At 63.6% G+C, this 22,220-nt stretch carries 24 protein-coding genes; 11 read left to right on the plus strand and 13 right to left on the minus strand.

The window, feature by feature from the left end; genetic code table 11:
- The first annotated feature begins 69 nt into the window (after nucleotides 1–69).
- The 10 genes from AC2FNA_RS08195 (at nucleotide 70) to AC2FNA_RS08240 (ending at nucleotide 10,563) form a co-directional block, all read left to right on the plus strand.
- On the plus strand, nucleotides 70–477 hold the full coding sequence (locus AC2FNA_RS08195; protein WP_496825507.1) for a hypothetical protein: 408 nt from the start codon (nucleotides 70–72) through the stop codon (nucleotides 475–477).
- Nucleotides 478–540: 63 nt separating this feature from the next.
- Nucleotides 541–1,923, plus strand: coding sequence for a trypsin-like peptidase domain-containing protein (locus AC2FNA_RS08200; RefSeq protein WP_496825509.1), 1,383 nt, complete (start codon nucleotides 541–543; stop codon nucleotides 1,921–1,923).
- A 3-nt stretch (nucleotides 1,924–1,926) separates the two neighbouring features.
- Complete coding sequence (locus AC2FNA_RS08205) at nucleotides 1,927–3,243, plus strand: replication-associated recombination protein A (RefSeq protein ID WP_496825511.1); 1,317 nt, start codon at nucleotides 1,927–1,929, stop codon at nucleotides 3,241–3,243.
- A gap of 162 nt (nucleotides 3,244–3,405) precedes the next feature.
- Nucleotides 3,406–4,449 carry an RluA family pseudouridine synthase gene (locus AC2FNA_RS08210; protein WP_234171935.1) on the plus strand — a complete coding sequence of 348 codons (1,044 nt, stop codon included), beginning with the start codon at nucleotides 3,406–3,408 and terminating at the stop codon, nucleotides 4,447–4,449.
- Nucleotides 4,446–5,117, plus strand: coding sequence for an HAD-IA family hydrolase (locus AC2FNA_RS08215; RefSeq protein WP_496825513.1), 672 nt, complete (start codon nucleotides 4,446–4,448; stop codon nucleotides 5,115–5,117). Before AC2FNA_RS08210 ends, AC2FNA_RS08215 begins: the two co-directional genes overlap by 4 nt.
- Before the next feature lie 5 nt (nucleotides 5,118–5,122).
- Nucleotides 5,123–5,830: an ATP12 family chaperone protein gene (locus tag AC2FNA_RS08220; RefSeq protein WP_496825515.1), complete on the plus strand. Its 708-nt coding sequence runs from the start codon at nucleotides 5,123–5,125 to the stop codon at nucleotides 5,828–5,830.
- A 195-nt stretch (nucleotides 5,831–6,025) separates the two neighbouring features.
- Complete coding sequence (locus AC2FNA_RS08225) at nucleotides 6,026–7,042, plus strand: amino acid ABC transporter substrate-binding protein (protein ID WP_234140545.1); 1,017 nt, start codon at nucleotides 6,026–6,028, stop codon at nucleotides 7,040–7,042.
- A gap of 135 nt (nucleotides 7,043–7,177) precedes the next feature.
- Entirely contained in the window at nucleotides 7,178–8,446 is a 1,269-nt protein-coding gene (locus AC2FNA_RS08230) for an amino acid ABC transporter permease (protein WP_496825517.1), read from the plus strand.
- 1 nt (nucleotide 8,447) lies between these two features.
- The gene (locus AC2FNA_RS08235) at nucleotides 8,448–9,761 is read left to right on the plus strand and encodes an amino acid ABC transporter permease (protein ID WP_496825519.1); all 1,314 of its coding nucleotides are present in this window, start codon (nucleotides 8,448–8,450) and stop codon (nucleotides 9,759–9,761) included.
- A 10-nt stretch (nucleotides 9,762–9,771) separates the two neighbouring features.
- A complete protein-coding gene (locus AC2FNA_RS08240) occupies nucleotides 9,772–10,563 on the plus strand; it encodes an amino acid ABC transporter ATP-binding protein (protein ID WP_275671098.1) in 792 nt (263 codons plus the stop codon).
- A 48-nt stretch (nucleotides 10,564–10,611) separates the two neighbouring features.
- Here AC2FNA_RS08240 and AC2FNA_RS08245 read toward each other — a convergent pair whose 3' ends face one another.
- Genes AC2FNA_RS08245 through argB form a run of 4 tightly spaced genes read right to left on the minus strand, consistent with a single transcriptional unit; the run spans nucleotide 10,612 to nucleotide 13,453 of the window.
- Nucleotides 10,612–11,109, minus strand: a complete 498-nt coding sequence (locus tag AC2FNA_RS08245; protein WP_234178064.1) for a histidine phosphatase family protein — start codon at nucleotides 11,107–11,109, stop codon at nucleotides 10,612–10,614.
- Entirely contained in the window at nucleotides 11,106–11,801 is a 696-nt protein-coding gene (locus AC2FNA_RS08250; RefSeq protein ID WP_496825522.1) for a ferredoxin, read from the minus strand. Before AC2FNA_RS08250 ends, AC2FNA_RS08245 begins: the two co-directional genes overlap by 4 nt.
- The gene (locus AC2FNA_RS08255; protein ID WP_496825524.1) at nucleotides 11,738–12,532 is read right to left on the minus strand and encodes a sterol desaturase family protein; all 795 of its coding nucleotides are present in this window, start codon (nucleotides 12,530–12,532) and stop codon (nucleotides 11,738–11,740) included. The genes AC2FNA_RS08250 and AC2FNA_RS08255 overlap by 64 nt, the downstream gene beginning before the upstream one ends.
- A 57-nt stretch (nucleotides 12,533–12,589) precedes the next feature.
- The gene (gene argB, locus AC2FNA_RS08260) at nucleotides 12,590–13,453 is read right to left on the minus strand and encodes an acetylglutamate kinase (RefSeq protein ID WP_234140556.1); all 864 of its coding nucleotides are present in this window, start codon (nucleotides 13,451–13,453) and stop codon (nucleotides 12,590–12,592) included.
- A 115-nt stretch (nucleotides 13,454–13,568) separates the two neighbouring features.
- Here argB and AC2FNA_RS08265 point away from each other — a divergent pair, with 115 nt between their 5' ends.
- Nucleotides 13,569–14,297, plus strand: coding sequence for an SDR family NAD(P)-dependent oxidoreductase (locus tag AC2FNA_RS08265; protein WP_496825526.1), 729 nt, complete (start codon nucleotides 13,569–13,571; stop codon nucleotides 14,295–14,297).
- A 12-nt stretch (nucleotides 14,298–14,309) separates the two neighbouring features.
- Here the strand turns inward: AC2FNA_RS08265 and yihA are convergent, their stop codons facing one another.
- The 9 genes from yihA to rpmH form a co-directional block, all read right to left on the minus strand.
- Nucleotides 14,310–14,963: a ribosome biogenesis GTP-binding protein YihA/YsxC gene (gene yihA / locus AC2FNA_RS08270; RefSeq protein WP_496825528.1), complete on the minus strand. Its 654-nt coding sequence runs from the start codon at nucleotides 14,961–14,963 to the stop codon at nucleotides 14,310–14,312.
- Nucleotides 14,960–15,697, minus strand: a complete 738-nt coding sequence (locus AC2FNA_RS08275; protein WP_496825530.1) for an MOSC domain-containing protein — start codon at nucleotides 15,695–15,697, stop codon at nucleotides 14,960–14,962. The genes yihA and AC2FNA_RS08275 overlap by 4 nt, the downstream gene beginning before the upstream one ends.
- The gene (gene yidC / locus AC2FNA_RS08280; protein WP_496825532.1) at nucleotides 15,694–17,523 is read right to left on the minus strand and encodes a membrane protein insertase YidC; all 1,830 of its coding nucleotides are present in this window, start codon (nucleotides 17,521–17,523) and stop codon (nucleotides 15,694–15,696) included. The genes AC2FNA_RS08275 and yidC overlap by 4 nt, the downstream gene beginning before the upstream one ends.
- Nucleotides 17,524–17,646: 123 nt before the next feature.
- Nucleotides 17,647–19,188 (minus strand): putative bifunctional diguanylate cyclase/phosphodiesterase, encoded by a 1,542-nt coding sequence (locus AC2FNA_RS08285; protein ID WP_496825534.1) that lies wholly within the window; start codon nucleotides 19,186–19,188, stop codon nucleotides 17,647–17,649.
- Between the two features lie 72 nt (nucleotides 19,189–19,260).
- Nucleotides 19,261–20,145 (minus strand): tRNA 2-thiocytidine(32) synthetase TtcA, encoded by an 885-nt coding sequence (gene ttcA, locus AC2FNA_RS08290; RefSeq protein ID WP_011046293.1) that lies wholly within the window; start codon nucleotides 20,143–20,145, stop codon nucleotides 19,261–19,263.
- Between the two features lie 44 nt (nucleotides 20,146–20,189).
- Nucleotides 20,190–21,119, minus strand: coding sequence for a calcium/sodium antiporter (locus AC2FNA_RS08295; RefSeq protein ID WP_496825536.1), 930 nt, complete (start codon nucleotides 21,117–21,119; stop codon nucleotides 20,190–20,192).
- 118 nt (nucleotides 21,120–21,237) lie between these two features.
- Nucleotides 21,238–21,501, minus strand: a complete 264-nt coding sequence (yidD, locus tag AC2FNA_RS08300) for a membrane protein insertion efficiency factor YidD (protein ID WP_496825537.1) — start codon at nucleotides 21,499–21,501, stop codon at nucleotides 21,238–21,240.
- Nucleotides 21,502–21,561: 60 nt separating this feature from the next.
- A complete protein-coding gene (rnpA, locus tag AC2FNA_RS08305) occupies nucleotides 21,562–21,987 on the minus strand; it encodes a ribonuclease P protein component (RefSeq protein ID WP_496825539.1) in 426 nt (141 codons plus the stop codon).
- Nucleotides 21,988–22,011: 24 nt separating this feature from the next.
- On the minus strand, nucleotides 22,012–22,146 hold the full coding sequence (gene rpmH, locus AC2FNA_RS08310) for a 50S ribosomal protein L34 (RefSeq protein WP_008554144.1): 135 nt from the start codon (nucleotides 22,144–22,146) through the stop codon (nucleotides 22,012–22,014).
- Nucleotides 22,147–22,220 lie beyond the last annotated feature (74 nt).

Raw genomic sequence — 22,220 nt, forward strand, 5'->3', positions numbered from 1 at the left:
TTCCGGGCGGGGTTTTTCGTTGTCGGGGGTGTTGCCCCGGTGGGGCCGGCCTTCTACCCTGCCGCCATCATGCGCACATCTTCACCTGCGGGATATTCGGGTCGTCCTCTGGTGGCCAAACTGGGGTTTAAACCGGGCTGGCGCGTGCGCGCCATCAACGTGCCACCCCACTACGCCGACCTGATGGCCGAGGCGGTGGATATCGTTTTTGACCCCGAGGCAACGAGTGCCGATGCGGCGCATCTTTTCCTGCACGGCCTGGAACCGCTGGCCGAGGCCGTCGCGACCGAGATCGCCTATCTGCGTCCCGGCGGCATGTTGTGGCTGTCCTGGGTTAAGAAGTCCTCGCCCCAACATGCGAGCATCACCGAGGACCTGCTGCGCGCCGAGGTGCTGCCGCTGGGCTGGGTCGATGTAAAGGTCTGCGCCATTGATGCGGATTGGTCGGGTCTGAAATTCCTGCGCCGCCGGGGTTGAGCGCGCGACTTGCATTTGTGGCCCATGCCCCGCATATCGCAGGGGACTGCAAATGGAGGTCCCATGATCCGCGCCATCCTGCTTTGTCTGCCGCTTGTCCTGGCCGCGCCGGTTCAGGCGGAAACCCGGGTGCCGACCTCGCAGGCCGAGATCGGGTTGGGCTTTGCCCCGGTGGTCAAGAAAGCAGCCCCCGCCGTGGTCAACATCTATGCCCGCATCATCACCGCCGGGCGGCAAAGCCCGATCTTTGACGACCCCTTCTTTCGCGATTTCTTTCGCGGATTTGGGACACCGCAGCCGCGGGTTCAGAACTCGCTGGGATCGGGCGTGATCCTGTCGGATGACGGCTATGTCGTGTCCAATTACCACGTGGTCGGCATGGCTTCGGAGATCCGGGTGGTCACCACCGACCGGCGCGAGTTCACCGCGCAGGTGGTGCTGGGCGACGAGGAGAGCGATATCGCCATCCTGCGCCTTGATGCGGCGCGCGATCTGCCGTCCCTGGCGCTGCGTGACAGTGACCATGTCGAGGTGGGCGAGCTGGCGCTGGCCATCGGCAACCCGTTTGGCGTGGGGCAGACCGTCAGCAGCGGAATCGTCTCGGGGTTGGCGCGCTCGGGCGCGGCCACCGGCAACGGGCGCGGCTATTTCATCCAGACCGACGCACCGATCAATCCGGGCAATTCGGGCGGGGCGCTGATCGACGTGAATGGCGACCTGATCGGCATCAATACCTCGATCCTCAGCCGGTCGGGCGGCTCGAACGGGATCGGTTTTGCCATTCCAGCCAATCTGGTGGCCGAATTCCTGCGCCAGGCCCGGCAGGGCAACAGCAGCTTTGCCCAGCCCTGGGCCGGGATCGCGGGTCAGCCGATGACCGCCGATATCGCCGACTCGCTGGGGCTCGGCCTGCCCGAGGGGGTGGTGATCTCGGACCTGCATCCCGACAGCCCGCTGGCGCGGGCGGGCTTTGCAGTGGGCGATGTGGTGACCGAGGTCGATGGACAGGCGGTCAACTCTCCGGCCGAGATGAAGTTCCGCATGTCGGTCGCAGGGATCGGGGGCGAGGCGCGGATGACCCGGCTGCGACAGGGGCAGCGCGAGACCCTGAGTGTAGCCCTGATCGAGGCGCCCGATACCCCTCCCGCGCAGGAAACTACGCTGGGAGAGCGCACGATCCTACCCGGTCTGACCGTGGCCCGGCTGAACCCGGCTGTGATCGCGCGTCTGGGCCTGCCGCTGTCGGCGCGCGGGGTTGTTGTGCTCGATCCCGGCCCCTATGGCGCGCGGGCGGGTCTGCAACCGGGCGACGTGCTGGACGCGATCAATGGCGATCAGGTGGACAGCCCGCGCGACGTGGAACGGGCGCTGAGCGAGACCGGGCGCCGGGTACAGATCGACCTGCAACGGCGCGGCCAGCGGGTCTCGCTGCGGTTCCGGCTCTGAGCGATGGCGGATCTGTTCGATAGCGGCGCCAAGCCTTCGCCCGAGCGCGAGCCGCCCCGGCCGCTGGCCGACCGGCTGCGGCCGCAGAGCCTGGCCGAGGTGATCGGGCAACAGCAAGTGCTGGGGCCTGAGGCGCCCTTGGGTGTGATGCTGGCCTCGGGGTCGCTGTCCAGCCTGGTGTTCTGGGGGCCGCCCGGGGTGGGCAAGACCACCATCGCGCGCCTGCTGGCGAAGGAGACCCACCTGCATTTCGTGCAGATCAGCGCCATTTTTACCGGGGTGCCGGACCTGAAGAAAGTCTTCGAGGCCGCGCGTATCCGGCGCGGCAACGGGCAGGGCACGCTGTTGTTCGTCGACGAAATCCACCGGTTCAACAAGGCGCAGCAGGACGGGTTCCTGCCCCATATGGAGGATGGCACCATCCTGCTGGTAGGGGCCACGACCGAAAACCCTTCGTTCGAGCTGAACGCGGCGCTCTTGAGCCGCGCTCAGGTGTTGGTGCTGGAGAGGCTGAGCGCCCAGGATCTGGAGCATCTGACCGCACGGGCCGAGCGCGAGTTGGGCCGCGAATTGCCACTGACGCCCGAGGCGCGGCTGGCGCTTCAGGAAATGGCCGATGGCGATGGGCGCGCGCTGCTCAACCTGATCGAGCAGGTGGCGGCGTGGAAGGTCGCGGCCCCGCTCGAGCGTGAGGCACTGGCGGCGCGGCTGATGCGCCGGGCCACCAAATACGACAAGAGCGGGGACGAGCATTACAACCTGATCTCGGCGTTGCATAAATCGGTGCGCGGCTCGGACCCGGACGCGGCGCTCTACTGGCTGGCGCGGATGCTGGCCGGGGGCGAGGACCCGCGTTACCTGGCACGTCGGATCACCCGGATGGCGGTCGAGGATATCGGGCTGGCCGACCCACAGGCGCAGTCGATCTGCCTGCATGCCTGGGAAATCTATGAACGCCTTGGCAGCCCCGAGGGCGAGCTGGCGCTGGCGCAAGCGATTGTCTATCTGGCGCTGGCCCCGAAATCGAACGGGGCCTATGTGGGCTACAAGGCGGCGATGCGGCTGGCCAAGCAATCGGGCTCGGCACCGCCGCCCAAACATATCCTGAACGCGCCCACCGGGTTGATGAAGGATCAGGGCTATGGCGCGGGCTATGCCTATGACCATGACGCCGAGGACGGGTTTTCCGGCCAGAACTATTTTCCCGACGGGATGGAGCGCCCGCAGCTTTATCAACCTGTCGAACGCGGGTTCGAGCGCGAGTTGAAGAAGCGGCTGGATTATTTCGCCCGTCTGCGGGCGCAGCGCGAACAGGGATAGGGCGGGCAGTCCGCGGCCGCCCCACCCACCCGCCCGCGTCCGCGGACTGCCCTTGGTCCCTTGACTCTCGGGCGCGTGCGGGTGAGAGACGGCGATGTTTTCTTTCGATCTTCAACAAGGGGTGCGGCGGGCCGGAAACCGCCCCGCGCACGGGTTGCTGGCATGAGCGGCGTACAGATGATCACCGTGGGTGAGGGGGACGGCGACCAGCGGCTTGACCGCTGGTTTCGCCGGATGTTCCCGCATGTGGGGCAGGGGCGCATCGAGAAGATGTGCCGCAAGGGCGAGCTGCGCGTCGATGGCGCGCGGGCCAAACCCGCGACCCGGCTTGAGGTTGGTCAGCAGGTCCGTATCCCGCCGCTGCCCGCACCCGGCGAACGGCCAGAGCCGGTGAAATCGCGCGTCTCGGACGCCGATGCAAAGATGATCCGCGCCTGTGTCCTGCATCGCGACGACGATATCATCGTGCTGAACAAGCCTGCCGGGCTGGCGGTGCAGGGGGGCAGCGGCCAGACCCGCCATGTGGATGGCCTGTCCGAGGCGCTGCGCTTTGGCAATGACGAGAACCCGCGCCTGGTGCACCGGCTGGACAAGGACACCTCGGGTGTTCTGGTGCTGGCGCGCACTCGCGAGGCGGCGGCGCGTCTGACCGCCGCCTTCCGCCACCGCAACACGCGCAAGATCTATTGGGCGCTGGTGGCCGGGGTTCCGACGCCCTATCTGGGCGAGATCAAGACCGGGCTGGTCAAGGCCGGTGGGCATGGCGCCCGCGGCGAAGGCGAGAAGATGAACGTTGTGCATCTGAGCGAGATCGACGACACGCCCGGCGCCAAGCGGGCCCATACCTATTACGCCACGCTCTATCGGGTGGCGGGGCGCGCCTCGTGGGTGGCGATGGAGCCGGTCACCGGCCGCACCCACCAGCTGCGCGCACATATGGCCGGGATCGGGCATCCGATCATCGGTGACGGCAAATATGGCGGCTCGGGGCAAGAGAACCTAGGCGATGGATGGGGCGCGCAACTGGGCGGCATCATCAGCAAGAAACTGCATTTGCATGCGCGGCGGCTGAGCTTTGAGCACCCCTCGACCCGCAAGCAGGTCAGCTTTACCGCGCCATTGCCCGATCATATGCGCGAGAGCTGGGACACGTTTGGTTGGACCGAGGACCTGGCGGCGGAGGATCCGTTCGAGGAGCTGATGTGAGCCAGCCGCTGTACCTGATCCTCTTTGATGTGGACGGGACGCTGGTCGACAGTCAGGCGGCCATCGTCGGGTCGATGACTGCCGCATTCGCCGCATTCTCGCTGCCGGTGCCTGCGCGGGCGGATATCCTGTCGATCGTTGGCCTGTCCCTGCCGCAGGCGATGGCGCGGTTGGCACCGGGGCAGAGCGAGACCACACAGGCGCGGTTGGTCGAGGCCTACAAGCAATCCTATCACGCCACCCGGCTGGCGCTGGGTGAGGCGCATTCGCCGTTCTATCCCGGTGCACGCGAGATGCTGGAGCAGCTGCACGCGGTACCGCATTACTTGCTGGGCGTGGCGACGGGCAAATCCAAGCGCGGCCTCGATGCCTTGATCGAGGTACATGGGCTGGAGCGGTTCTTTGTTACCCGGCAGGTGGCCGATCACCACCCGTCGAAACCGCACCCCTCGATGATCGAGACGGCACTGGCAGAAACCGGTACCGCGCCGGGGCACGCGGCGATGATCGGCGATACCTCGTTCGATATGGAAATGGCGGCGGCAGCGGGCGTCGCCGGGATCGGCGTCAGCTGGGGTTATCATCCGCCCCGGGCCCTGTCCCGGGCGCGCTGCATCGTCGATACCTTCCCTCAATTGCCGCCGGCACTGACACAGATCTGGACTTGAACGACATGAGCGACTGGAAACCGAAACGCTTCTGGAAACAGGTTGCCGTGGCCGAAACGGCCGAAGGCTATGCGGTGGAACTGGATGGCCGCCCGGTGCGCACCCCGGCCAAGGCGCCGCTGCTGTTGCCGACCCGGGCGCTGGCACAGGCGGTTGCCGCGGAATGGGACGCGCAGGAGAGTGAGGTCGATCCGATCAGCATGCCCTTTACCCGCACCGCCAACGCGGCCATCGACAAGGTGCGCATCCAGCATGGCGAAGTGGCCGACATGCTGGCGGCCTATGGCGATTCGGATCTGTTGTGTTATCGGGCGGATAGCCCTGCCGAATTGACGGAACGACAGGCGCTTTCCTGGGATCCGGCGCTGGATTGGGCCGCGGAAACCCTGGGCGCGCGTTTGATGCCGATTCAGGGTGTCATGCACCAACCACAACCCTCGGGGGCGCTCGATGCACTGACACCACGGGTGCATGCACTGAACCCGTTTCAGCTGGCGGCCTTTCACGATCTGGTCAGCCTGTCCGGTTCGCTGGTGCTTGGCTTTGCCGCGGCGCTGAATTGGCGCGAAGCTGACGAAATCTGGCAGATTTCACGCCTCGACGAGACCTGGCAAGAGGAACAATGGGGCCCCGATGACGAAGCGCGCGCGCTGGCCGCGCTGAAACGCGTGGCCTTTCTTCATGCCAAGGCGGTCTACGATATCTCGACATGAGACTGATTCCGTCAGACTGACGAAAACCTCAACGGATATGGGGCGGAAAGCGACATAGAAGCCTTGACCTTTGTCGGATATTGCGCCCAAACTCCTGCCCATCGAAGGGTTAACCCCTTCGCGATCCGCTCCGGCGCCAACGTGTGCCGGTCGAACCGCCCCGGGACAGGGGTGGAAAATCAGGAAGAGGTAAAAATGAAGAAATCCGTATTTTTGGGCGCTCTCACGGTCGCCGGGATGGCCGCTGGCGTTGCTGCGGCGGGCACCATGGACGACGTCAAGGCGCGCGGCAAGCTGAACTGCGGTGTGACCACCGGTCTTGTTGGCTTTGCAGCACCGGATTCGAATGGGGAGTGGAAAGGTTTTGACGTGGCCCTGTGCCGTGCCGTTGCTGCGGCCGTGCTGGGCGACGGCAACGCGGTTGAATTCGTGCCGACCACCGGCAAGACCCGTTTCACCGCGCTGGCATCGGGCGAAGTCGACATGCTGGCCCGTAACACCACCTGGACCTTCTCGCGCGATGTGGACCTGAAGTTCGAATTCGTCGGCGTGAACTACTATGACGGTCAGGGCTTCATGGTTCCGAAATCGCTGGGCGTCAGCTCGGCAAAGGAACTTGATGGCGCCACCGTCTGCATCCAGACCGGCACCACCACCGAGCTGAACCTCGCGGATTTCTTCCGCGCCAACAACATCAGCTACGAGCCGGTTCCGATCGAAACCAACGCCGAAGCGCAGCAGCAGTATCTGGCCGGCGCCTGTGACGTGTACACCACCGACGCCTCGGGTCTGGCCGCAACCCGCGCCACCTTCGAGAATCCGGGCGACCACGTTCTGCTGCCCGAAATCATCTCGAAAGAGCCGCTCGGCCCGCTGGTTCGCCATGGCGACCACGAGTGGGGCGATGTGGTCCGCTGGACCCTGAATGCGCTGGTCTCGGCTGAAGAGATGGGCATCACCTCGGCCAATATCGACGAAATGTCGGCCGGCACCAACAACCCGGAAATCAACCGTATCCTGGGTACCGAAGGGACCCTGGGCGAGATGCTGGGTCTGGACGCCGAGTGGGCCAAGCGCGCCATCAAGGTGGGCGGCAACTATGGTGAAGTGTTCGCACAGAACATCGGTGAAAGCACCCCGATCGGTCTGGCACGCGGCCTGAACGCACAGTGGACCGACGGCGGCCTGCTGTACTCGCCGCCGTTCCGCTAACAAAACAGCGAAGGGGCGCAGGGCAACCTGCGCCCTTTTTGCATCCATGAATACAAAGTGCCTGGCTGGTGGGAGCGGGGGAGAAACCTCGCCGGAGAGAGACAAGCCAGGACCTCACGGGGATATACATAGGTCATGACGACTCTCACTGACCCGCCAAAGGAGCAGTTCCGGCTGTCCATGCTTCTTTATGACACGCGGTACCGGTCGGCCACCATCCAGGTCATTGCGATGATATGCTTCATGCTGATGGCAGCATGGCTCATAAGCAATACCGCGCAAAACCTGGCCACCTTGGGCAAGCCCATTGATTTCGGATTTTTCAGCGAACCGGCCAGCTATGACATCAACCAGCGGCTTCTGGATTATTCCTCGCGCGATACGCACCTGCGGGCGGCCTTCATCGGTCTGCTTAACACGCTCGTCGTGGCGGTGCTGGGTTGTATCACAGCCACGATACTTGGCGTGATCATCGGTGTGCTGCGCCTGTCCAACAACTGGATCGTCGCGCGGCTGATGACGATCTATGTCGAAGGGTTCCGCAACGTTCCGGTCCTGCTGTGGATCGTCTTCATCATGGCGATCTTGATCGAAACCCTGCCAGCGCCACGAGCGTTCCGGGGCGACGATGCCACTGCCAGCATGATGCTGAACGACAGCGTGGCCGTCACCAACCGTGGCGTCTATATCCCCGACGCTCTGTTTTCCAACAGTCTGGGCAATATCCACCTGTTCGGCGAAAGCAGCCTGCGGTTTGATATCAGTCTTGATCTGATGCTGATCCTGATCGTTCTGGGCGGCGGCCTGTGGGTGTCGAACTTCCTGCGCAAGCGGGCGAACCGCATCCAGGAACAGACCGGTGATCGGCCGGTGACCTGGTGGCAGCGTCTGGGCGTGGTGGTGATCCCGACCGGGCTGGTGCTGGTGCTGCTGGGCTTCCATTTTGGCTATCCCGAGCTCAAGGGCTTCAACTTCCAGGGCGGTACCCATCTGCGGAACTCGCTGATCGCGCTCTGGCTGGCGCTGTCACTTTATACCGCCGCCTTCATCGCCGAGATCGTGCGCGCCGGTATCCTGGCTATCTCCAAGGGTCAGACCGAGGCCGCCTCGGCCCTGGGCCTGCGCTCGAACAAGATCATGTCGCTGGTGATCCTGCCGCAGGCGCTGCGGGTGATCATTCCGCCGCTGATCTCGAACTATCTCAACCTCACCAAGAACTCGTCGCTGGCGATCGCCGTGGGTTACATGGATATCACCGGCACGCTGGGCGGTATCACCATGAACCAGACCGGGCGCGAGCTGGAGACGATCCTGCTCTTGATGCTGGTGTACCTGACCATCTCGCTGTCCATTTCGGCGGTGATGAACTGGTACAATGAATCCGTCAAACTGAAGGAGCGTTGAGATGTCTGACATCGGATTTGTCCGCACCGAAATGCTCCCCGAGCGCGAACCGCCGGCCTCGACCGTCGGCGCGCTGGGCTGGGCACGCGCCAACCTGTTCTCGAACTGGTTCAACAGCATTCTGACACTGGCGTCACTCTACGCGATCTATGCGATCCTTGCGGCGATCTTGCCTTGGGTATTCTCGCCCACTTGGAACGGGACCTCGCTCAACAACTGCCGCGAGATCCTGACCGCCGCCGGTTCGGTTGGGGATCACGGCACCTCGGGTGCCTGCTGGGGCGTCATTCGCGAGCGCTGGATCCAGCTCTTGTTCGGGTTCTACCCGTCCGAGCTGTATTGGCGCCCGATCCTCGCCTTTGTCCTGCTGGCCGTGGCCCTGGCCCCGGTCCTGTTCGCGGACAAGGTGCCGTCGAAGATGCTGATCTTCTCGGGTCTCTATCCGTTCATCTTCCCCTGGCTTCTGTGGGGCGGCACCATCTGGGGGCCGGTCGCGGCGCTGGGTGGCTTTGTCATTGGCTGGGTGGTCTATTCGGCGCTCAGCAAGACGATGAGCAGCCTGATGGGCATTCTTCTTGGCGCTGCGGCGGCATTGGTCTGGTGGCTTGTTCTGTCCGGCTACTTTGTCGGCGCGCTGGATTCCATCCTGCCGATCGGCATCGAGGCGGTCGAAAGCCGCAAGTTCGGTGGCTTCATGCTGTCGATCACCATCGGCGTCGTCGCCATTGCCTGTTCGTTGCCGCTGGGCATCGTTCTGGCGCTGGGCCGTCAGTCGGACCTGATGATCGTCAAATACATCTGCGTGGGCTTTATCGAGTTCATTCGGGGTGTGCCGCTGATCACGCTGCTGTTCGTGGCCTCGACCCTGCTGAACATCTTCATGCCGCCCGGCACGAATTTCGACATCATCCTGCGGGTGCTGATCATGGTGACGCTGTTCGCCGCGGCCTATATGGCCGAGGTGATCCGCGGCGGTCTGGCCGCGCTGCCCAAGGGCCAGTATGAGGGGGCGGATTCGCTTGGCCTCAACTACTGGCAGGCGCAGCGCCTGATCATCATGCCACAGGCGCTCAAGATCTCGATCCCGGGTATCGTGTCGACCTTCATCGGGGTGTTCAAGGACACCACGCTGGTCTCGATCATCGGGCTTCTCGATCCGCTGGGTCTGTCGAACGCCATTCGTGCGGACGCCAACTGGAACGGCGTCGTCTGGGAACTCTACGGCTTCATCGCCCTGCTGTTCTTTGTCTTCTGCTTCGGCATGTCCCGCTATTCCATGTATCTGGAGCGTAAGCTCCACACTGGCCATCGTTAAGGAGGGCCCAATGTCTGAACTCGCAATCGATCGTGAAATCGACCGTTCGAAAATGCAGGTGAGCGACGAGGTCGCCATCGAAATCACCAACATGAACAAATGGTACGGGGCCTTCCACGTGCTGCGCGACATCAACCTGACCGTCAATCAGGGGGAACGGATCGTCATCGCCGGGCCTTCGGGTTCGGGCAAGTCGACCCTGATCCGCTGCCTGAACGCGCTGGAGGAACACCAGCAGGGCAAGATCGTGGTGGACGGCACCGAGTTGTCGAACGACCTCAAGAACATCGACAAGATCCGGTCCGAGGTTGGGATGGTGTTCCAGCACTTCAACCTGTTCCCGCATCTGACCATTCTGGAGAACTGCACGCTGGCCCCGATCTGGGTGCGCAAGACGCCCCGCAAAGAGGCCGAGGAAACCGCGATGCATTTCCTGGAAAAGGTCAAGATCCCCGAACAGGCCCTGAAGTATCCGGGTCAACTTTCGGGCGGCCAGCAGCAGCGCGTGGCGATTGCCCGCTCGCTGTGCATGCGGCCCCGGATCATGCTGTTCGACGAACCGACCTCGGCGCTGGACCCCGAGATGATCAAGGAAGTGCTCGACACCATGATCGAGCTGGCCGAGGAAGGCATGACCATGCTCTGCGTGACGCACGAGATGGGCTTTGCCCGCCAGGTCGCCAACCGCGTCATCTTCATGGATGCGGGCCAGATCGTGGAACAGAACGAGCCGGAAGAGTTCTTCAACAATCCGCAGAGCGAGCGGACCAAGCTGTTCCTGAGCCAGATCCTGGGTCACTGAACAGGGCCTGGAATGACACGGAAAGGGCGGGGATTTCCCCGCCCTTTTTCATTCCGTCAGCTCTCGTGGAACGATGAAATCCAGCACCTCGCCCTGGTGCCAGCCGATCTCCGCCCAATCGTCGGTGGCAAACTCGATCACCGTGGTTGCACCGGTCGGATAGTCGAAGAAGCGGGCATGGGCGGGTGCCTCATCGACGATCTGACCCGCAAACTCGGCGATACCGGGGTTGTGCCCCAGCAACAGCACCACCCGCCCGCTGGCCTGCCTGAGGTTGGCAAGGATATGCTCTGGTGGGGCCAGATAGAGCGCGCGGGTGAATTCAGGTTCACAGCCGCCCAGCCCCATCTCGGTCCAGGTCTCGCGGGTGCGGACGGCGTCCGAACTGATCACCTGATCCGGCAGATAGCCATGCTGGCGTAGCCAGGCCCCGATCGCCTGCGCCGACCGCCTGCCACGCTTGTTGAGGGTGCGGTCGTGGTCGCCAAGGCTGATATCGTCCCAGGCGGATTTGGCGTGGCGGGTCAGGATCAGAATGCGGGTCATCTGCGCAAAAAAGCCTTCATGTGCAATGCGGACTGCGCCGGATCACGCGCCGCGCCAGCGCTGAGCGGGCAGGCGAGTCGGGCGGCACAGCCTGCCCCCATACAAGCAGACCCAGCGGCGGTGTCCAGATATCCGCGGCAGGCATCGACATCATAGGCGTGATCTGCCGCAAGCGCACCAACCGGGCAGGCCCGGGTACAGGGCGCGGCGCAGCTGTCGCAGGGCGATGGGGCGTTGGCCACAGGCAGGTCGATCCGCTCTGGCAGCAGCAGCGCACCGCGCAGCGAGATCATCAGACCGACCTGGTCATGCACCATCATGCCAACCGGGCTGGTATGAAACCGGCCCGAGGCCAATGCCCAGGCGATGAAGGGCGGATAGGGCGGCCCGTCCGAGGGGTAGGCTGTCTTGGCACCCAGATCGACGGCCATCGCCCCGATCACCCGTTTTGACCAGCGGTCGACCGGGTCGCGCTGGCCATCGGCATATTCAGGCGCCGCGCTGAAGACGGACCAGAAGCCGGGGCCCGTGCCAAGCAGAACGACAGTGCCTGCCTGATCGACCGGGTTGAGCGCCCCCATCACAATCAGGGCCGAGGTGGCGGCCTCTGCCGTAATCCGCTCCAGCGTCATCGGCGGCGAAACGGCAGCAGCAGGCTCCAACCCAGCCGCGCGGGCCGGTCGTCCTGCCATGCCAGCCCGATGGTCATCTGGTCATGTCCCTTGGCGGGTTGTGCAACATAGGTTCCCATCATCCGGTCCCAGATCGACAAGGCAAAGCCGTAATTGCTGTCATGCTCCTCGCGCAGCACGGAATGGTGCACCCGGTGCATGTCGGGGGTCACCAGAACCTTGCGCAACACAGCGTCGAGCGCAAGCGGCAAGCGGAGGTTGGAGTGATTGAAGAGCGCGGTGCCGTTCAACAGGATCTCGAACAGGACCACCGCCAGCGCCGAAGGACCCAGCAGATATACAAGGCCGATCTTGAGCAGCATCGACAGCGCGATTTCAACCGGATGAAACCGGATCGCGGTAGAGACGTCGATATCGGTATCGGCGTGATGCACCCGGTGCAGCCGCCACAGCAGCGGTATCTTGTGGGTGATCAGGTGCTGGCCCCAGATGGCGAAGTCGAGGATCAGGACGGCCAGTAGCGCCTCGAGCCAGCTGGGCCAAGCCAGATGGTTGAACAGGCCCCAGCCCTGCGCGGTGGCGTCCAGCGCCGCGCCCACCGCCAGCAGCGGCAGGCCCACTGCCAAGGCGCGCAGGGTAACGGTGTTCAGCACCGATATCGTCAGGTTGGTCAGCCAGCGTCGCGGGCGCCGTGGGTGAACCACCCGGCGCGGGGCCAGCCGCTCGGCAATTGCGAACAGGACAAAAAGGCCAACAAACATCGCCAGCCGGATCAGGCTTTCGTTTTCCATTCATTCACAATTCGGCATGTAAATGAAATAGGCAAGCCCGCTGGTCTGACGATTGCGTTAGTCCCGTCGGATCAGCGACCCGGCCCCGTGCTCGGTATATAGCTCGAGCAGGACCGCATTCGGTGCGCGGCCATCCAGGATGACAACAGCGCGCACACCCTTTTCAAGCGCATCCAGCGCGGTTTCCGTCTTGGGGATCATTCCGCCCGCGATTGTGCCATCGGCCACCATCTCGCGGATTTGCGCTGCTTTCAGCTCCGTCAACACTTCGCCCGCACCGTTCTTGACACCGGATACATCGGTCAGCAGCAGCAGCCGGTCAGCCTTGAGGGCGCCTGCAATCGCACCGGCGGCGGTATCGCCGTTGATGTTGAACGTCTCGCCATTCCGGCCCGCGCCCAAGGGGGCGATCACCGGGATGATGTCATGGGCAAACAGGTTGCGCAGCAGGTCGGGATTCATCTCGGCCGGGGTGCCGACAAAGCCCAGATCGGGATCGGTCTGATCGCAGACCATCAGGTTGGCGTCCTTTCCGGACAGGCCCACCGCCTTGCCGCCCTGGCGGTTGATCGCCTGCACGATCCGCTTGTTGACCACGCCCGACAGCACCATTTCGACCACCTCGACCGTGGCAGCATCGGTGACCCTCTTGCCGTTCACGAAGTCGGACTGAATGCCCAGCTTGTCCAGCATGGCGTTTATCATCGGCCCGCCGCCATGCACCACGACCGGGTTCACACCCACCTGCCGCAACAGCACGACATCGCGCGCAAAGCTCTCCATGCCTTCGTCGCTGCCCATGGCGTGTCCGCCCAGCTTGATGACAACGATCGCATCATCATAGCGTTGAAGATACGGCAAGGCCGCGTTCAGCGTGGCAGCGGTGGCAATCCAGTCGCGATTCATGTCTCGTGTCTTCATGGCAAGGGTTCCTTTGGGGCCTTGTGTTAGGGGTTTTGCGCCCCTCTGCCAAGGGGCGTTGCCAAGATGCCGCGCTATGATAGGCTCCGCGAGAAATCAGTCACGAGGCCGGATCATGACGCGCAAGACCCTTGTTTTGACAGGTGCCAGTCGGGGAATCGGCCATGCCACGGTGCGCCGCTTCGTGGCCGAGGGCTGGCGGGTGATCACCTGCTCGCGCGAGCCGGTGCCGCCGGGATGTCCCTGGAGCAGTGGCGAGAACAACCATGTCCAGATCGACCTGAGCGACCCGCAGGCCACCATCGCCGGGGCCGAGACCATCCGGACCAAGCTGGACGGGCGGCTGGATGCATTGGTGAACAATGCCGGCATCTCGCCCAAGGGCCCCAATGGCGAGCGGTTGAGCACGCTCAGCACCGATCTGTCGGACTGGGGCCATGTGTTTCATGTCAATTTCTTTGCCCCGGTGGTGCTGGCCCGATCGCTCAAGGACGAGCTGGCGGCAGCCAGGGGGTCGGTGGTCAACGTGACGTCGATCGCGGGGTCACGGGTGCATCCGTTCGCCGGGGCGGCCTATGCCACGTCAAAGGCGGCGCTGGCGGCACTGACGCGTGAGATGGCGCATGATTTCGGGCCGCTCGGCGTACGGGTGAACGCGATTGCTCCGGGCGAGGTCGAAACCTCGATCCTCAGCCCCGGCACCGACAAGATCGTCGAGAAACTGCCGATGCAGCGGCTGGGCCAACCCAGCGAGGTGGCCGCCGCGATCTATTTCCTCTGCTCGCAGGAAAGCTCTTACATCTCGGGCACCGAGATCGAGGTGAACGGCGCGCAGCACGTTTGACCTCGCCGCCACCTACTCGAGATGCGCGATGATGGACCTGAGTGTCGCGATACCGTCACCTTTTTCAGACGAGGTGAGGACGATTTCAGGATAGGCGGCCGGGTGCTTGGCCAGCGCCGCGCGCACCTGCGCCAGCACCTTGTCGCGCTCGACGGCCTTGACCTTGTCGGCCTTGGTCAATACGCATTGAAAGGTCACGGCACTGGTGTCGAGCAGCTTCATGATCTCGTCATCGACCGCCTTGACCCCATGGCGGGCGTCGATCAGCACAAAGGCGCGGCGCAGGGTCTGGCGGCCGCTGAGATATTGCTTCAGCAGCTTCTGCCATTTCTCGACCACTTTCAGCGGCGCATTGGCATACCCGTACCCCGGCAGGTCGACCAGATAGAGCTCAGGTCCCTGAGTGAAGAAGTTGATTTCCTGTGTGCGGCCCGGCGTGTTCGAGGCGCGCGCCAGCCCCTTGGTGCCGGTCAGCGCGTTGATCAGGCTGGACTTGCCCACGTTTGATCGTCCGGCAAAGCAGACCTCGACCCGATCGGCGGGCGGCAGGCCGGACATCGCCACCACGCCCTTGACGAATTCGGACGGGCCGGCAAAGAGCTTGCGTCCGGTCTCGGCGGCGAATGCGTCGGGCTCTTCGGCAATGGGAAAGGGCAGGGCGGTCATAGCGGGCGCACCTCGTCACCAAGGCGGATGGTCCCGCCGCGGATCACCTCGGCCCGGACGCTGAAATCACGATGACCCCAATGGTCGAGCGCGGCCAGCGTGTCGGCATCGCGAATCCCGGTTTCAGGATTGGTAGTGGTCGCGGCGCAGCGGTCGGTGCGTTCGCGCACGGCAAACACCACCTCGCCGATCTGCACCTCGCGGTCGAGCCAGTCGAACTCCTCCCACAAAGGCAGGCCGTCGAACCAGATATTGCCGCGCCAGCGCAGTGGCGACAGAGGATGCCCAATCCGCTGTTCCACCGCCCGGTGCGAAGCCATATTGCACAGCGTCACCGAGGGGAAATCGCTATCGGTCATGCCGCGTCCGGGTACCCGGATGATTCGGGCCGATTGGGCCCGATCCTGTGGCATCAAGGGTTTCACCCATTCGAGGAAGCGGTCCGCCTCGGTCTCGGGGGCGAACTCCAGATCGGGGCGTTTGGGATGGCGAAGAGTCACGCGATCGCCGTTGAGCGCGGCAGTGATCGCCATCAGCTCGGGCACCTTGGACACACGGCTGAAATGACCGCAATGCACCCATTCGGACCCGTCCGCCTGGGACGTCTCATGCGCCACCGCCCAAACACGATCCCCGGGCATGGTCTGCCCGGGGTTGAGGGTGACGCTGTCCAGCGCCTCGCGGCCATGGCTCTTGATCGGATGCCGCCAGAGCCCGGTGACCGTGCCGGTCATTTCTTATCCGCCTTGGCCTTGCGGGCAAAGCCGGACTTGATGTTTCCGAATACGTCCGGTTTGTACCCGTGGCTGCGCATGATGATGTACTGCTGGGTAAAGGTGATCGTGTTGTTCGCGATCCAGTACACCACCAGGCCGCTGGCAAAACTGCCCAGCATGAACATGAATACCCAGGGCATCCAGGCAAAGATCATCGCCTGGGTCGGGTCGGTGGGCGCCGGATTAAGCTTCTGTTGCAGCCACATCGAGATGCCCAAAAGCAGCGGCAGGATACCGATGAGGATGGTCGCCGCCAGCGAGCCCGGCTCGGGCCCGGCCCAGGGCAGCCAGCCGAAGAAGTTCATGATCGAGGTTGGGTCCGGCATGCTGAGGTCGCGAAACGGGCCGAACCACGGAGCCTGGCGCAATTCGATGGTGACAAAGATCACCTTGTAGAGCGAGAAGAAGATCGGGATTTGCAGCAGGATCGGCAGACAGCCCGCGGCCGGGTTCACCTTTTCCTTCTTGTAAAGCTCCATCATGCCCTGTTGCATCTTCTGGCGGTCGTCGCCAGCCGCCTCTTTAAGGGCTTCCATCTGCGGCTGAAGCTCTTTCATCTTGGCCATCGAGACATAGGATTTCAGCGCCAGCGGGAAAACGATCGCCTTGATGATCAGCGTCAGACCGATGATCGACCAGCCCATGTTGCCGATCAGCCCGTTGAGCTGGTGCAGCAGCCAGAAGATCGGCTTGGTCAGGAAGAAGAACCAGCCCCAGTCGATACTGTCGAGGAACTTCTGCACGCCGTCTTTCTGATAGGCGCGGATGCTTTCCCATTCCTTGGCGCCGGCGAACAGGCGGGTGGTTACCTCGGCGCTTTCGCCTGGTGCGACGGTCATGGTCGGCAGGACGGTTTCGGCCTGATAGATCTTGCGCCGCGCATCATATTTGGCTGCCGATTTGAAGGCGCTGCCCGATCCGGGGATCAGGGTAGCCATCCAATAGTGATCGGTGAATCCGATCCAACCGTCGGATTTGTTCTGGAACACTTCGGCCTGCGCACCCTCATTCGGGTCGATGTCGAACTTGCGCACATCCTTGTAGTCGATTTCCGAAAGGGTGCCGTCATTCATGGCGACGACGCCCTCGTGCAGGATGAAGAAGTTCTTCAGACCCGGCAGGTCGGCATCTTCGCCAACACCGTGACGAGCCAGGATGCCATAAGGCGCGGCGCCAATCGGAGCGGTAGAGCTGTTCTCCACCGACTGGGTGACGGTGAACATATAGTCCTCGTCCACGGCAAGGATGCGGCGGAAGGTAACGCCGCTTCCATTGGACCAGCGCAGCGTCACCGGGCTGCCCACGCTCAGCGTTTCACCGGACTCCAGCGACCATTCGGTCAGCGGTCCGGGCACGTCGGCGGCGTTCAGGCCGGTGCCGGGGGCCCAGCCATAAAGCGCGTAGTAGGCCGAGGTCGACCCTGCCGGGGTCAACATCTCGACGATCTCGGCGTCCGCGTCTAGCGAGACGCGGTAATCCTTCAGCGAAAGCTCGTCGATCCGGCCACCGAGCAGTGACACACTGCCCTTCAGGCGCGGGGTGTCGATCTGAACCCGCGGGGCCTCTGCTTCGGTCGGGGCGTTGCTGTCGAGCACGGGGACCTCGCCCGAGCCGGTTTGGGTCGTGGCAGCAGAGGGGGCTTGCACGGCGGTGCCGTCGGTGGTTGCGATCTCGGTCGCGGGCGCCTCGGTCTGTTCCGGTGGCGGGAACAGGATGAACCAGACCAGGATCACCAGAAAGCTGAGCGCTGTTGCGAGGATGAGATTCTTGTTCTGATCGTCCATCGGGACAGCCACCTTGTGCAGTGAAAGACCACGCAGGGTTCAACAGAGTGATGGCACAAAGGTCAAGCGGAATCGGCCCTCGGGCGGAGTGGAAACGCTCCGGTGACCGTGGTTCGCGTGCGTTCAGCCAGTTTCGCGCCCGATCCTCGGGGCATCCTGCAGTTTCGCGTCGTGATGCGCGATCCAATCGAGGGTCTGGTCGAAAGGCATCGGTTTGCCGATCCCGAAGCCCTGAACATGGTCGCAACCCAGCTGCGCCAGCAGCGCATGTTCGCCGACGGTTTCCACCCCTTCGGCCAGGGTTTCCAGTTCGAGCCGCTCCGCCATCGTCAGGATTGCCGCGATCAAGCGCTGCTGTTCGGGGTCGCGGTCAGCCTTCATCACAAAGGACCGGTCGATCTTGATGCGCGAGATATCAAAGCGGCGGATCGACGCGATCGAGGCATGGCCCGTGCCGAAATCGTCCAGGTCGATGCGGCAGCCAAGCTTGCCCAGCCCTGCGATGTTGCGGGTGATGACGTCATCGGGCGTGTTCGAGAACACGGTTTCCAGGATTTCCACCGACAGCCGGTCCGGAGTCAGGTCAAACCGGTCAAGCTCCCACTGGACCCGTTCGACCAGGCCCGGATTGCGCAATTCGTCCGAGGCGAAGTTGACACCGACCCGGGGGACATCGACCCCTGCGCTGTCCCAGGCCTTGACCGCCGTCAGGGCGTGATAAAGCATCACCTGCCCCAGCCGTTCCATCAGGCCGGCCTCTTCGATCACCGGCAGGAAAACGTTTGGCGTCAGCAGGCCGCGCGCGGGGTGGTTCCAGCGCGCCAGCGCCTCGAACCCGGTGACCTTGCCGGTGTCGGTCGAGATCTGGGGCTGGTACCAAGGCTGAATCTGCCCGTTTTCGAGTGCTGCCTGAACCTCATCGCGCAACTGAGATGCACCGCCCGGCCTACGCTCCATATCCGGGGCATAGGCCCGGATTGAGGAGGGGCCGGCGCCCTGCGCCGCAGCCAGGGCCACATTCGCGGCATCGAGCCAGTCGCTGGCGCTATGTCCGGGGGCCCGGCGGTTCTGACAGAAGCCGATCGAGCAGGATACGTAGACTGCCACCCCATTGAGAGAGATCGGGTCCTCTACCGCGCTCTGCATCCGGCCCGCGAGTTGGATACACAGTTCCAGATCCAGTTGCGGCACCGGCGCCAGGCAGACGGCAAATCGTTTGTCACCCAAGCGCGCCACCACATCGTTGTTGCGTAGCGCGGCCAGAATGCGTTCGCCACTGCGTTGGGCGACAAGGTCGCCTGCTGTCTGTCCGTGATGGTCCACCAGTTCGGCATAATCGTCGAGTTCAATGAGAAAACAGGCCGATTTCCGGTCGGTCTCGGCCGCCATCGCGTGAATATGGGTCGCCGCGCTTTCGAACCCGTCCCGAAGCATCAGACCGGTCACGCTGTCACGCGGCACCTGATAGGTTGCGGGCCATTTGCCGAAGGCCCCGGCAAAAGCGAACATCAAAGGCAGGCCCAGAGACGCCAACAGCAGGGCAATCTCGCCCCCCAGCCAGAACGCCCCAAGAGTGATTGCGGGCAAGAAGGCCAAAATCGGCGGGCCTGTCAGCACCGGCACGATTGCATGTCGAATTCGGGTCAGGGACGGTTTTATCCGCATAGGGTCTACTGGCCTTTCGCAAGGCGCAACGCGCGCCTTGTTGGACCGTAGGAAACCAGTCTGAGTCAGACGTTAACGCAGCAGCGGAATTTCCCCAAAATTTTCGCCTTTTTCACGGGAACCCAATTCAAGCCCCTGAAAATCGAAGAGTTTCGGGTCCAGCAAATGCGACGGACGCGCATTCATCAACGCCCGGAACATCACCTGGCGCCGGCCGGGTCGATTCTTCTCCCAGCCGTCGAGGATCTGTTTGACCTGCTGACGTTGCAACCCGTCCTGGCTGCCGCAGAGGTCGCAGGGGATGATCGGATAGTTCATCGCTCGCGCGAATTTCTCGCAATCGGCCTCGGCCACATGGGCGAGCGGGCGAAAGACGAACAGGTCGCCCTCTTCGTTGACCAGCTTGGGCGGCATTGTCGCCAGACGGCCGCCGTGAAACAGGTTCATGAAGAAGGTTTCCAGGATATCGTCGCGGTGATGACCCAGCACCACCGCCGAACACCCCTCTTCGCGGGCGATCCGGTAGAGATTGCCGCGCCTGAGCCGCGAGCAGAGCGCGCAATAGGTGCGCCCCTGAGGCACCTTGTCGACAACAACTGAATAGGTGTCCTGATACTCGATCCGGTTGGGCACGCCCATCCGGTCGAGGAATTCGGGCAACACGGTCGAGGGAAAGCCGGGCTGGCCCTGATCCAGGTTGCAGGCCAGCAGGTCAACCGGCAGCAGGCCACGCCATTTAAGCTCGTAGAGAACCGCCAGAAGCGTATAGCTGTCCTTGCCGCCGGACAGACAGACCAACCATTTGGGCGTGCTGCCATCGGCGCGGCGCTCGACCATGCCATATTGCTCGATCGCCTCGCGCGTGTAGCGCACGATGCGTTTGCGCAGCTTCTTGAACTCGGTCGTCGCGGGGGCGCCGGCAAAAAGCGGATGGATGTCTTCGTTCTCGTCCAGCATGGGCGGGCCTTACAGTGTTTGCATCAGCCGGGCAAGCGCCGCGCTCAGCCCTGCGCGGCCCAGACATAGGCGACATAGGCCAGCAGCAACAGGATGCCCGCGCCGCGGCTGACGCCTGCACGCCACAAGAGCAGCACGCTGAAGACGACTGCAGCGGCCAGTGCGACCGGCAGGTCGAACAGGGCAAAGCGCGAGGCTACCGGAATCGGTGCGATGACGGCGGTGGCGCCCAGGATGCCGAGAATGTTGAAGATGTTAGAACCGATGATATTGCCCACCGCGATCTCGGACTGGCGGCGGAATGCTGCGATGACCGAGGTCGCAAGCTCGGGCAGCGAGGTGCCGACGGCGACGATGGTCAGGCCGATGAAGGCATCCGAAACCCCCAGTCCCTGTGCGACCGAGACCGCGCCATCGACCAGCAGCCGCGCGCCGATCATCAGGCCCAGCAGGCCCGCACCGATCAGCAGCGGAGTGACAAGGGGGCGTGAGGGCAGTTCCGGCAGGTCGGTTTCGGCGTTGTCGGCGCAAGAGCCGCCGGATTGACGGTAGGACCAGATCAGGTAGGCAACGAGAGACAGCAGCAGGAACAGGCCCACGACCCGGGTCATCTGGCCGCTCAGCAGAAGTGGCGCCAATACCACGGTTGCCACTAGCATCGCCGCCAGATCGCGCCACAGACCCGCAGATTTACAATTGATCGGCCAGACCAAGCTCGTGATGCCTCCGATCAGCAGGATGTTTGCGATATTCGATCCCATAATGTTGCCCAGGGCGATATCGGGCACGCCACGCAACGCGGCATCGACCGAGACCAGCAACTCCGGGGTCGAGGTGCCAAATCCGACGACGGTCAGACCAATCAAAAGTGGCGACAGACCAAGCCGGCGGGCCAGACCGACGCTTCCACGCACCAATGCCTCGCCGCCAAGAAACAAACCGATCAGCCCGGCGGCGATGTAGAGGTAATCCAATTTCAGATATCCCGGCTAGGTGGTGTCCGACTGCGACTGATACCTGTGCGCAGCATTGCTGCGCTGCAAGATGGGGCAGGAAATATACTGCCCCATGTCGGCGGAGCGGAGCCCAGCATCAATCAGCGGGCGGGTGGCTCGGTTTGCCGCTGTCGACCTTGGGGTCGGGGACCGGATCGTAGCCGTCGCTGCCCAGCGGGTGACAGCGTCCGATCCGTCGCGCGGCCAGCCAGCTGCCGCGAATGGCCCCGTGTTTCTCCAGTGCCTCCAGCGCATAGGCCGAGCAGGTCGGTTGATAGCGGCAGTTGAAACCGACCCAGGGCGAAAAGATCAACCGATAGGCGCGCACGGGCAGTGCCAGAATATGGGCAAGCGGGGTCATGGCGCCAATCTAGGGTGCAGGCCTGTCACTGCCAAGCATGTTGCGACGAAATGGAGTGGGTCAGGGTTTGGGCGCGTGCAGCTTGCGCAGCGCCCGGCGCAGATCGTCCAGCAGCCCCTCAAAGGGGCGCGTGGCGGTATCGTTGGGGCGACCGATCAGCACATAGTCCCAACCGGGGCGACCCATTTCCGGCAACACCAGCCGCGCGGCCTCGCGCAGGCGGCGTTTGGCGCGATTGCGGGCCACGGCGTTGCCGACCTTCTTGGAACAGGTGAACCCGACACGGATGCCCGGCGCCTCACCCTCGGCGCGTTTGCGGGCCTGGACCATCATCGAGCCCGCGCCCTGACGACGCGCACGCGCGGCCTTCAGGAAATCGCTGCGCTTGCGCAGGACAGTTATCCGGCTTGACGCGCAAACGGACACCGCCGGAGGCGTTTCCCCGTGGTTGGCGGTGCCATCCCTGGGGGCCTCCGGCGGTGTCATATCCGTCAGAACGGGTCGCAGCGCTTAGGCGCTGAGTTCCTTGCGGCCACGCGCGCGGCGTGCGTTCAGGATCTTGCGGCCGGCCTTGGTGGCCATGCGCGCGCGGAAGCCATGGCGGCGTTTGCGAACCAGGTTCGAAGGCTGATAGGTGCGTTTCATCGCTCCGTACTCCAATTTCTTGCGGTCGGGCGCGGCGCGGATTCGCCACCCGTGTGTCTGTCGAAGCCCGTCCT

The organism is Ruegeria sp. YKSD163, from assembly GCF_059612905.1.

Bases quoted from the DNA above. Each gene is read 5' to 3' on its own strand.
- AC2FNA_RS08250 (WP_496825522.1), bottom strand. From the start codon at position 11,801: ATGGCAGGACGACCGGCCCGCGCGGCTGGGTTGGAGCCTGCTGCTGCC.
- AC2FNA_RS08235 (WP_496825519.1), top strand. From the start codon at position 8,448: ATGTCTGACATCGGATTTGTCCGCACCGAAATGCTCCCCGAGCGCGAA.
- AC2FNA_RS08275 (WP_496825530.1), bottom strand. From the start codon at position 15,697: ATGACCGGCACGGTCACCGGGCTCTGGCGGCATCCGATCAAGAGCCAT.
- rpmH (WP_008554144.1), bottom strand. From the start codon at position 22,146: ATGAAACGCACCTATCAGCCTTCGAACCTGGTTCGCAAACGCCGCCAT.
- AC2FNA_RS08200 (WP_496825509.1), top strand. From the start codon at position 541: ATGATCCGCGCCATCCTGCTTTGTCTGCCGCTTGTCCTGGCCGCGCCG.
- yihA (WP_496825528.1), bottom strand. From the start codon at position 14,963: ATGACCGCCCTGCCCTTTCCCATTGCCGAAGAGCCCGACGCATTCGCC.
- AC2FNA_RS08220 (WP_496825515.1), top strand. From the start codon at position 5,123: ATGAGCGACTGGAAACCGAAACGCTTCTGGAAACAGGTTGCCGTGGCC.
- ttcA (WP_011046293.1), bottom strand. From the start codon at position 20,145: ATGCTGGACGAGAACGAAGACATCCATCCGCTTTTTGCCGGCGCCCCC.
- argB (WP_234140556.1), bottom strand. From the start codon at position 13,453: ATGAAGACACGAGACATGAATCGCGACTGGATTGCCACCGCTGCCACG.
- rnpA (WP_496825539.1), bottom strand. From the start codon at position 21,987: ATGACACCGCCGGAGGCCCCCAGGGATGGCACCGCCAACCACGGGGAA.
- AC2FNA_RS08225 (WP_234140545.1), top strand. From the start codon at position 6,026: ATGAAGAAATCCGTATTTTTGGGCGCTCTCACGGTCGCCGGGATGGCC.
- yidC (WP_496825532.1), bottom strand. From the start codon at position 17,523: ATGGACGATCAGAACAAGAATCTCATCCTCGCAACAGCGCTCAGCTTT.
- yidD (WP_496825537.1), bottom strand. From the start codon at position 21,501: ATGACCCCGCTTGCCCATATTCTGGCACTGCCCGTGCGCGCCTATCGG.
- AC2FNA_RS08230 (WP_496825517.1), top strand. From the start codon at position 7,178: ATGACGACTCTCACTGACCCGCCAAAGGAGCAGTTCCGGCTGTCCATG.
- AC2FNA_RS08205 (WP_496825511.1), top strand. From the start codon at position 1,927: ATGGCGGATCTGTTCGATAGCGGCGCCAAGCCTTCGCCCGAGCGCGAG.
- AC2FNA_RS08245 (WP_234178064.1), bottom strand. From the start codon at position 11,109: ATGACCCGCATTCTGATCCTGACCCGCCACGCCAAATCCGCCTGGGAC.
- AC2FNA_RS08210 (WP_234171935.1), top strand. From the start codon at position 3,406: ATGAGCGGCGTACAGATGATCACCGTGGGTGAGGGGGACGGCGACCAG.
- AC2FNA_RS08240 (WP_275671098.1), top strand. From the start codon at position 9,772: ATGTCTGAACTCGCAATCGATCGTGAAATCGACCGTTCGAAAATGCAG.
- AC2FNA_RS08195 (WP_496825507.1), top strand. From the start codon at position 70: ATGCGCACATCTTCACCTGCGGGATATTCGGGTCGTCCTCTGGTGGCC.
- AC2FNA_RS08265 (WP_496825526.1), top strand. From the start codon at position 13,569: ATGACGCGCAAGACCCTTGTTTTGACAGGTGCCAGTCGGGGAATCGGC.
- AC2FNA_RS08285 (WP_496825534.1), bottom strand. From the start codon at position 19,188: ATGCGGATAAAACCGTCCCTGACCCGAATTCGACATGCAATCGTGCCG.
- AC2FNA_RS08255 (WP_496825524.1), bottom strand. From the start codon at position 12,532: ATGGAAAACGAAAGCCTGATCCGGCTGGCGATGTTTGTTGGCCTTTTT.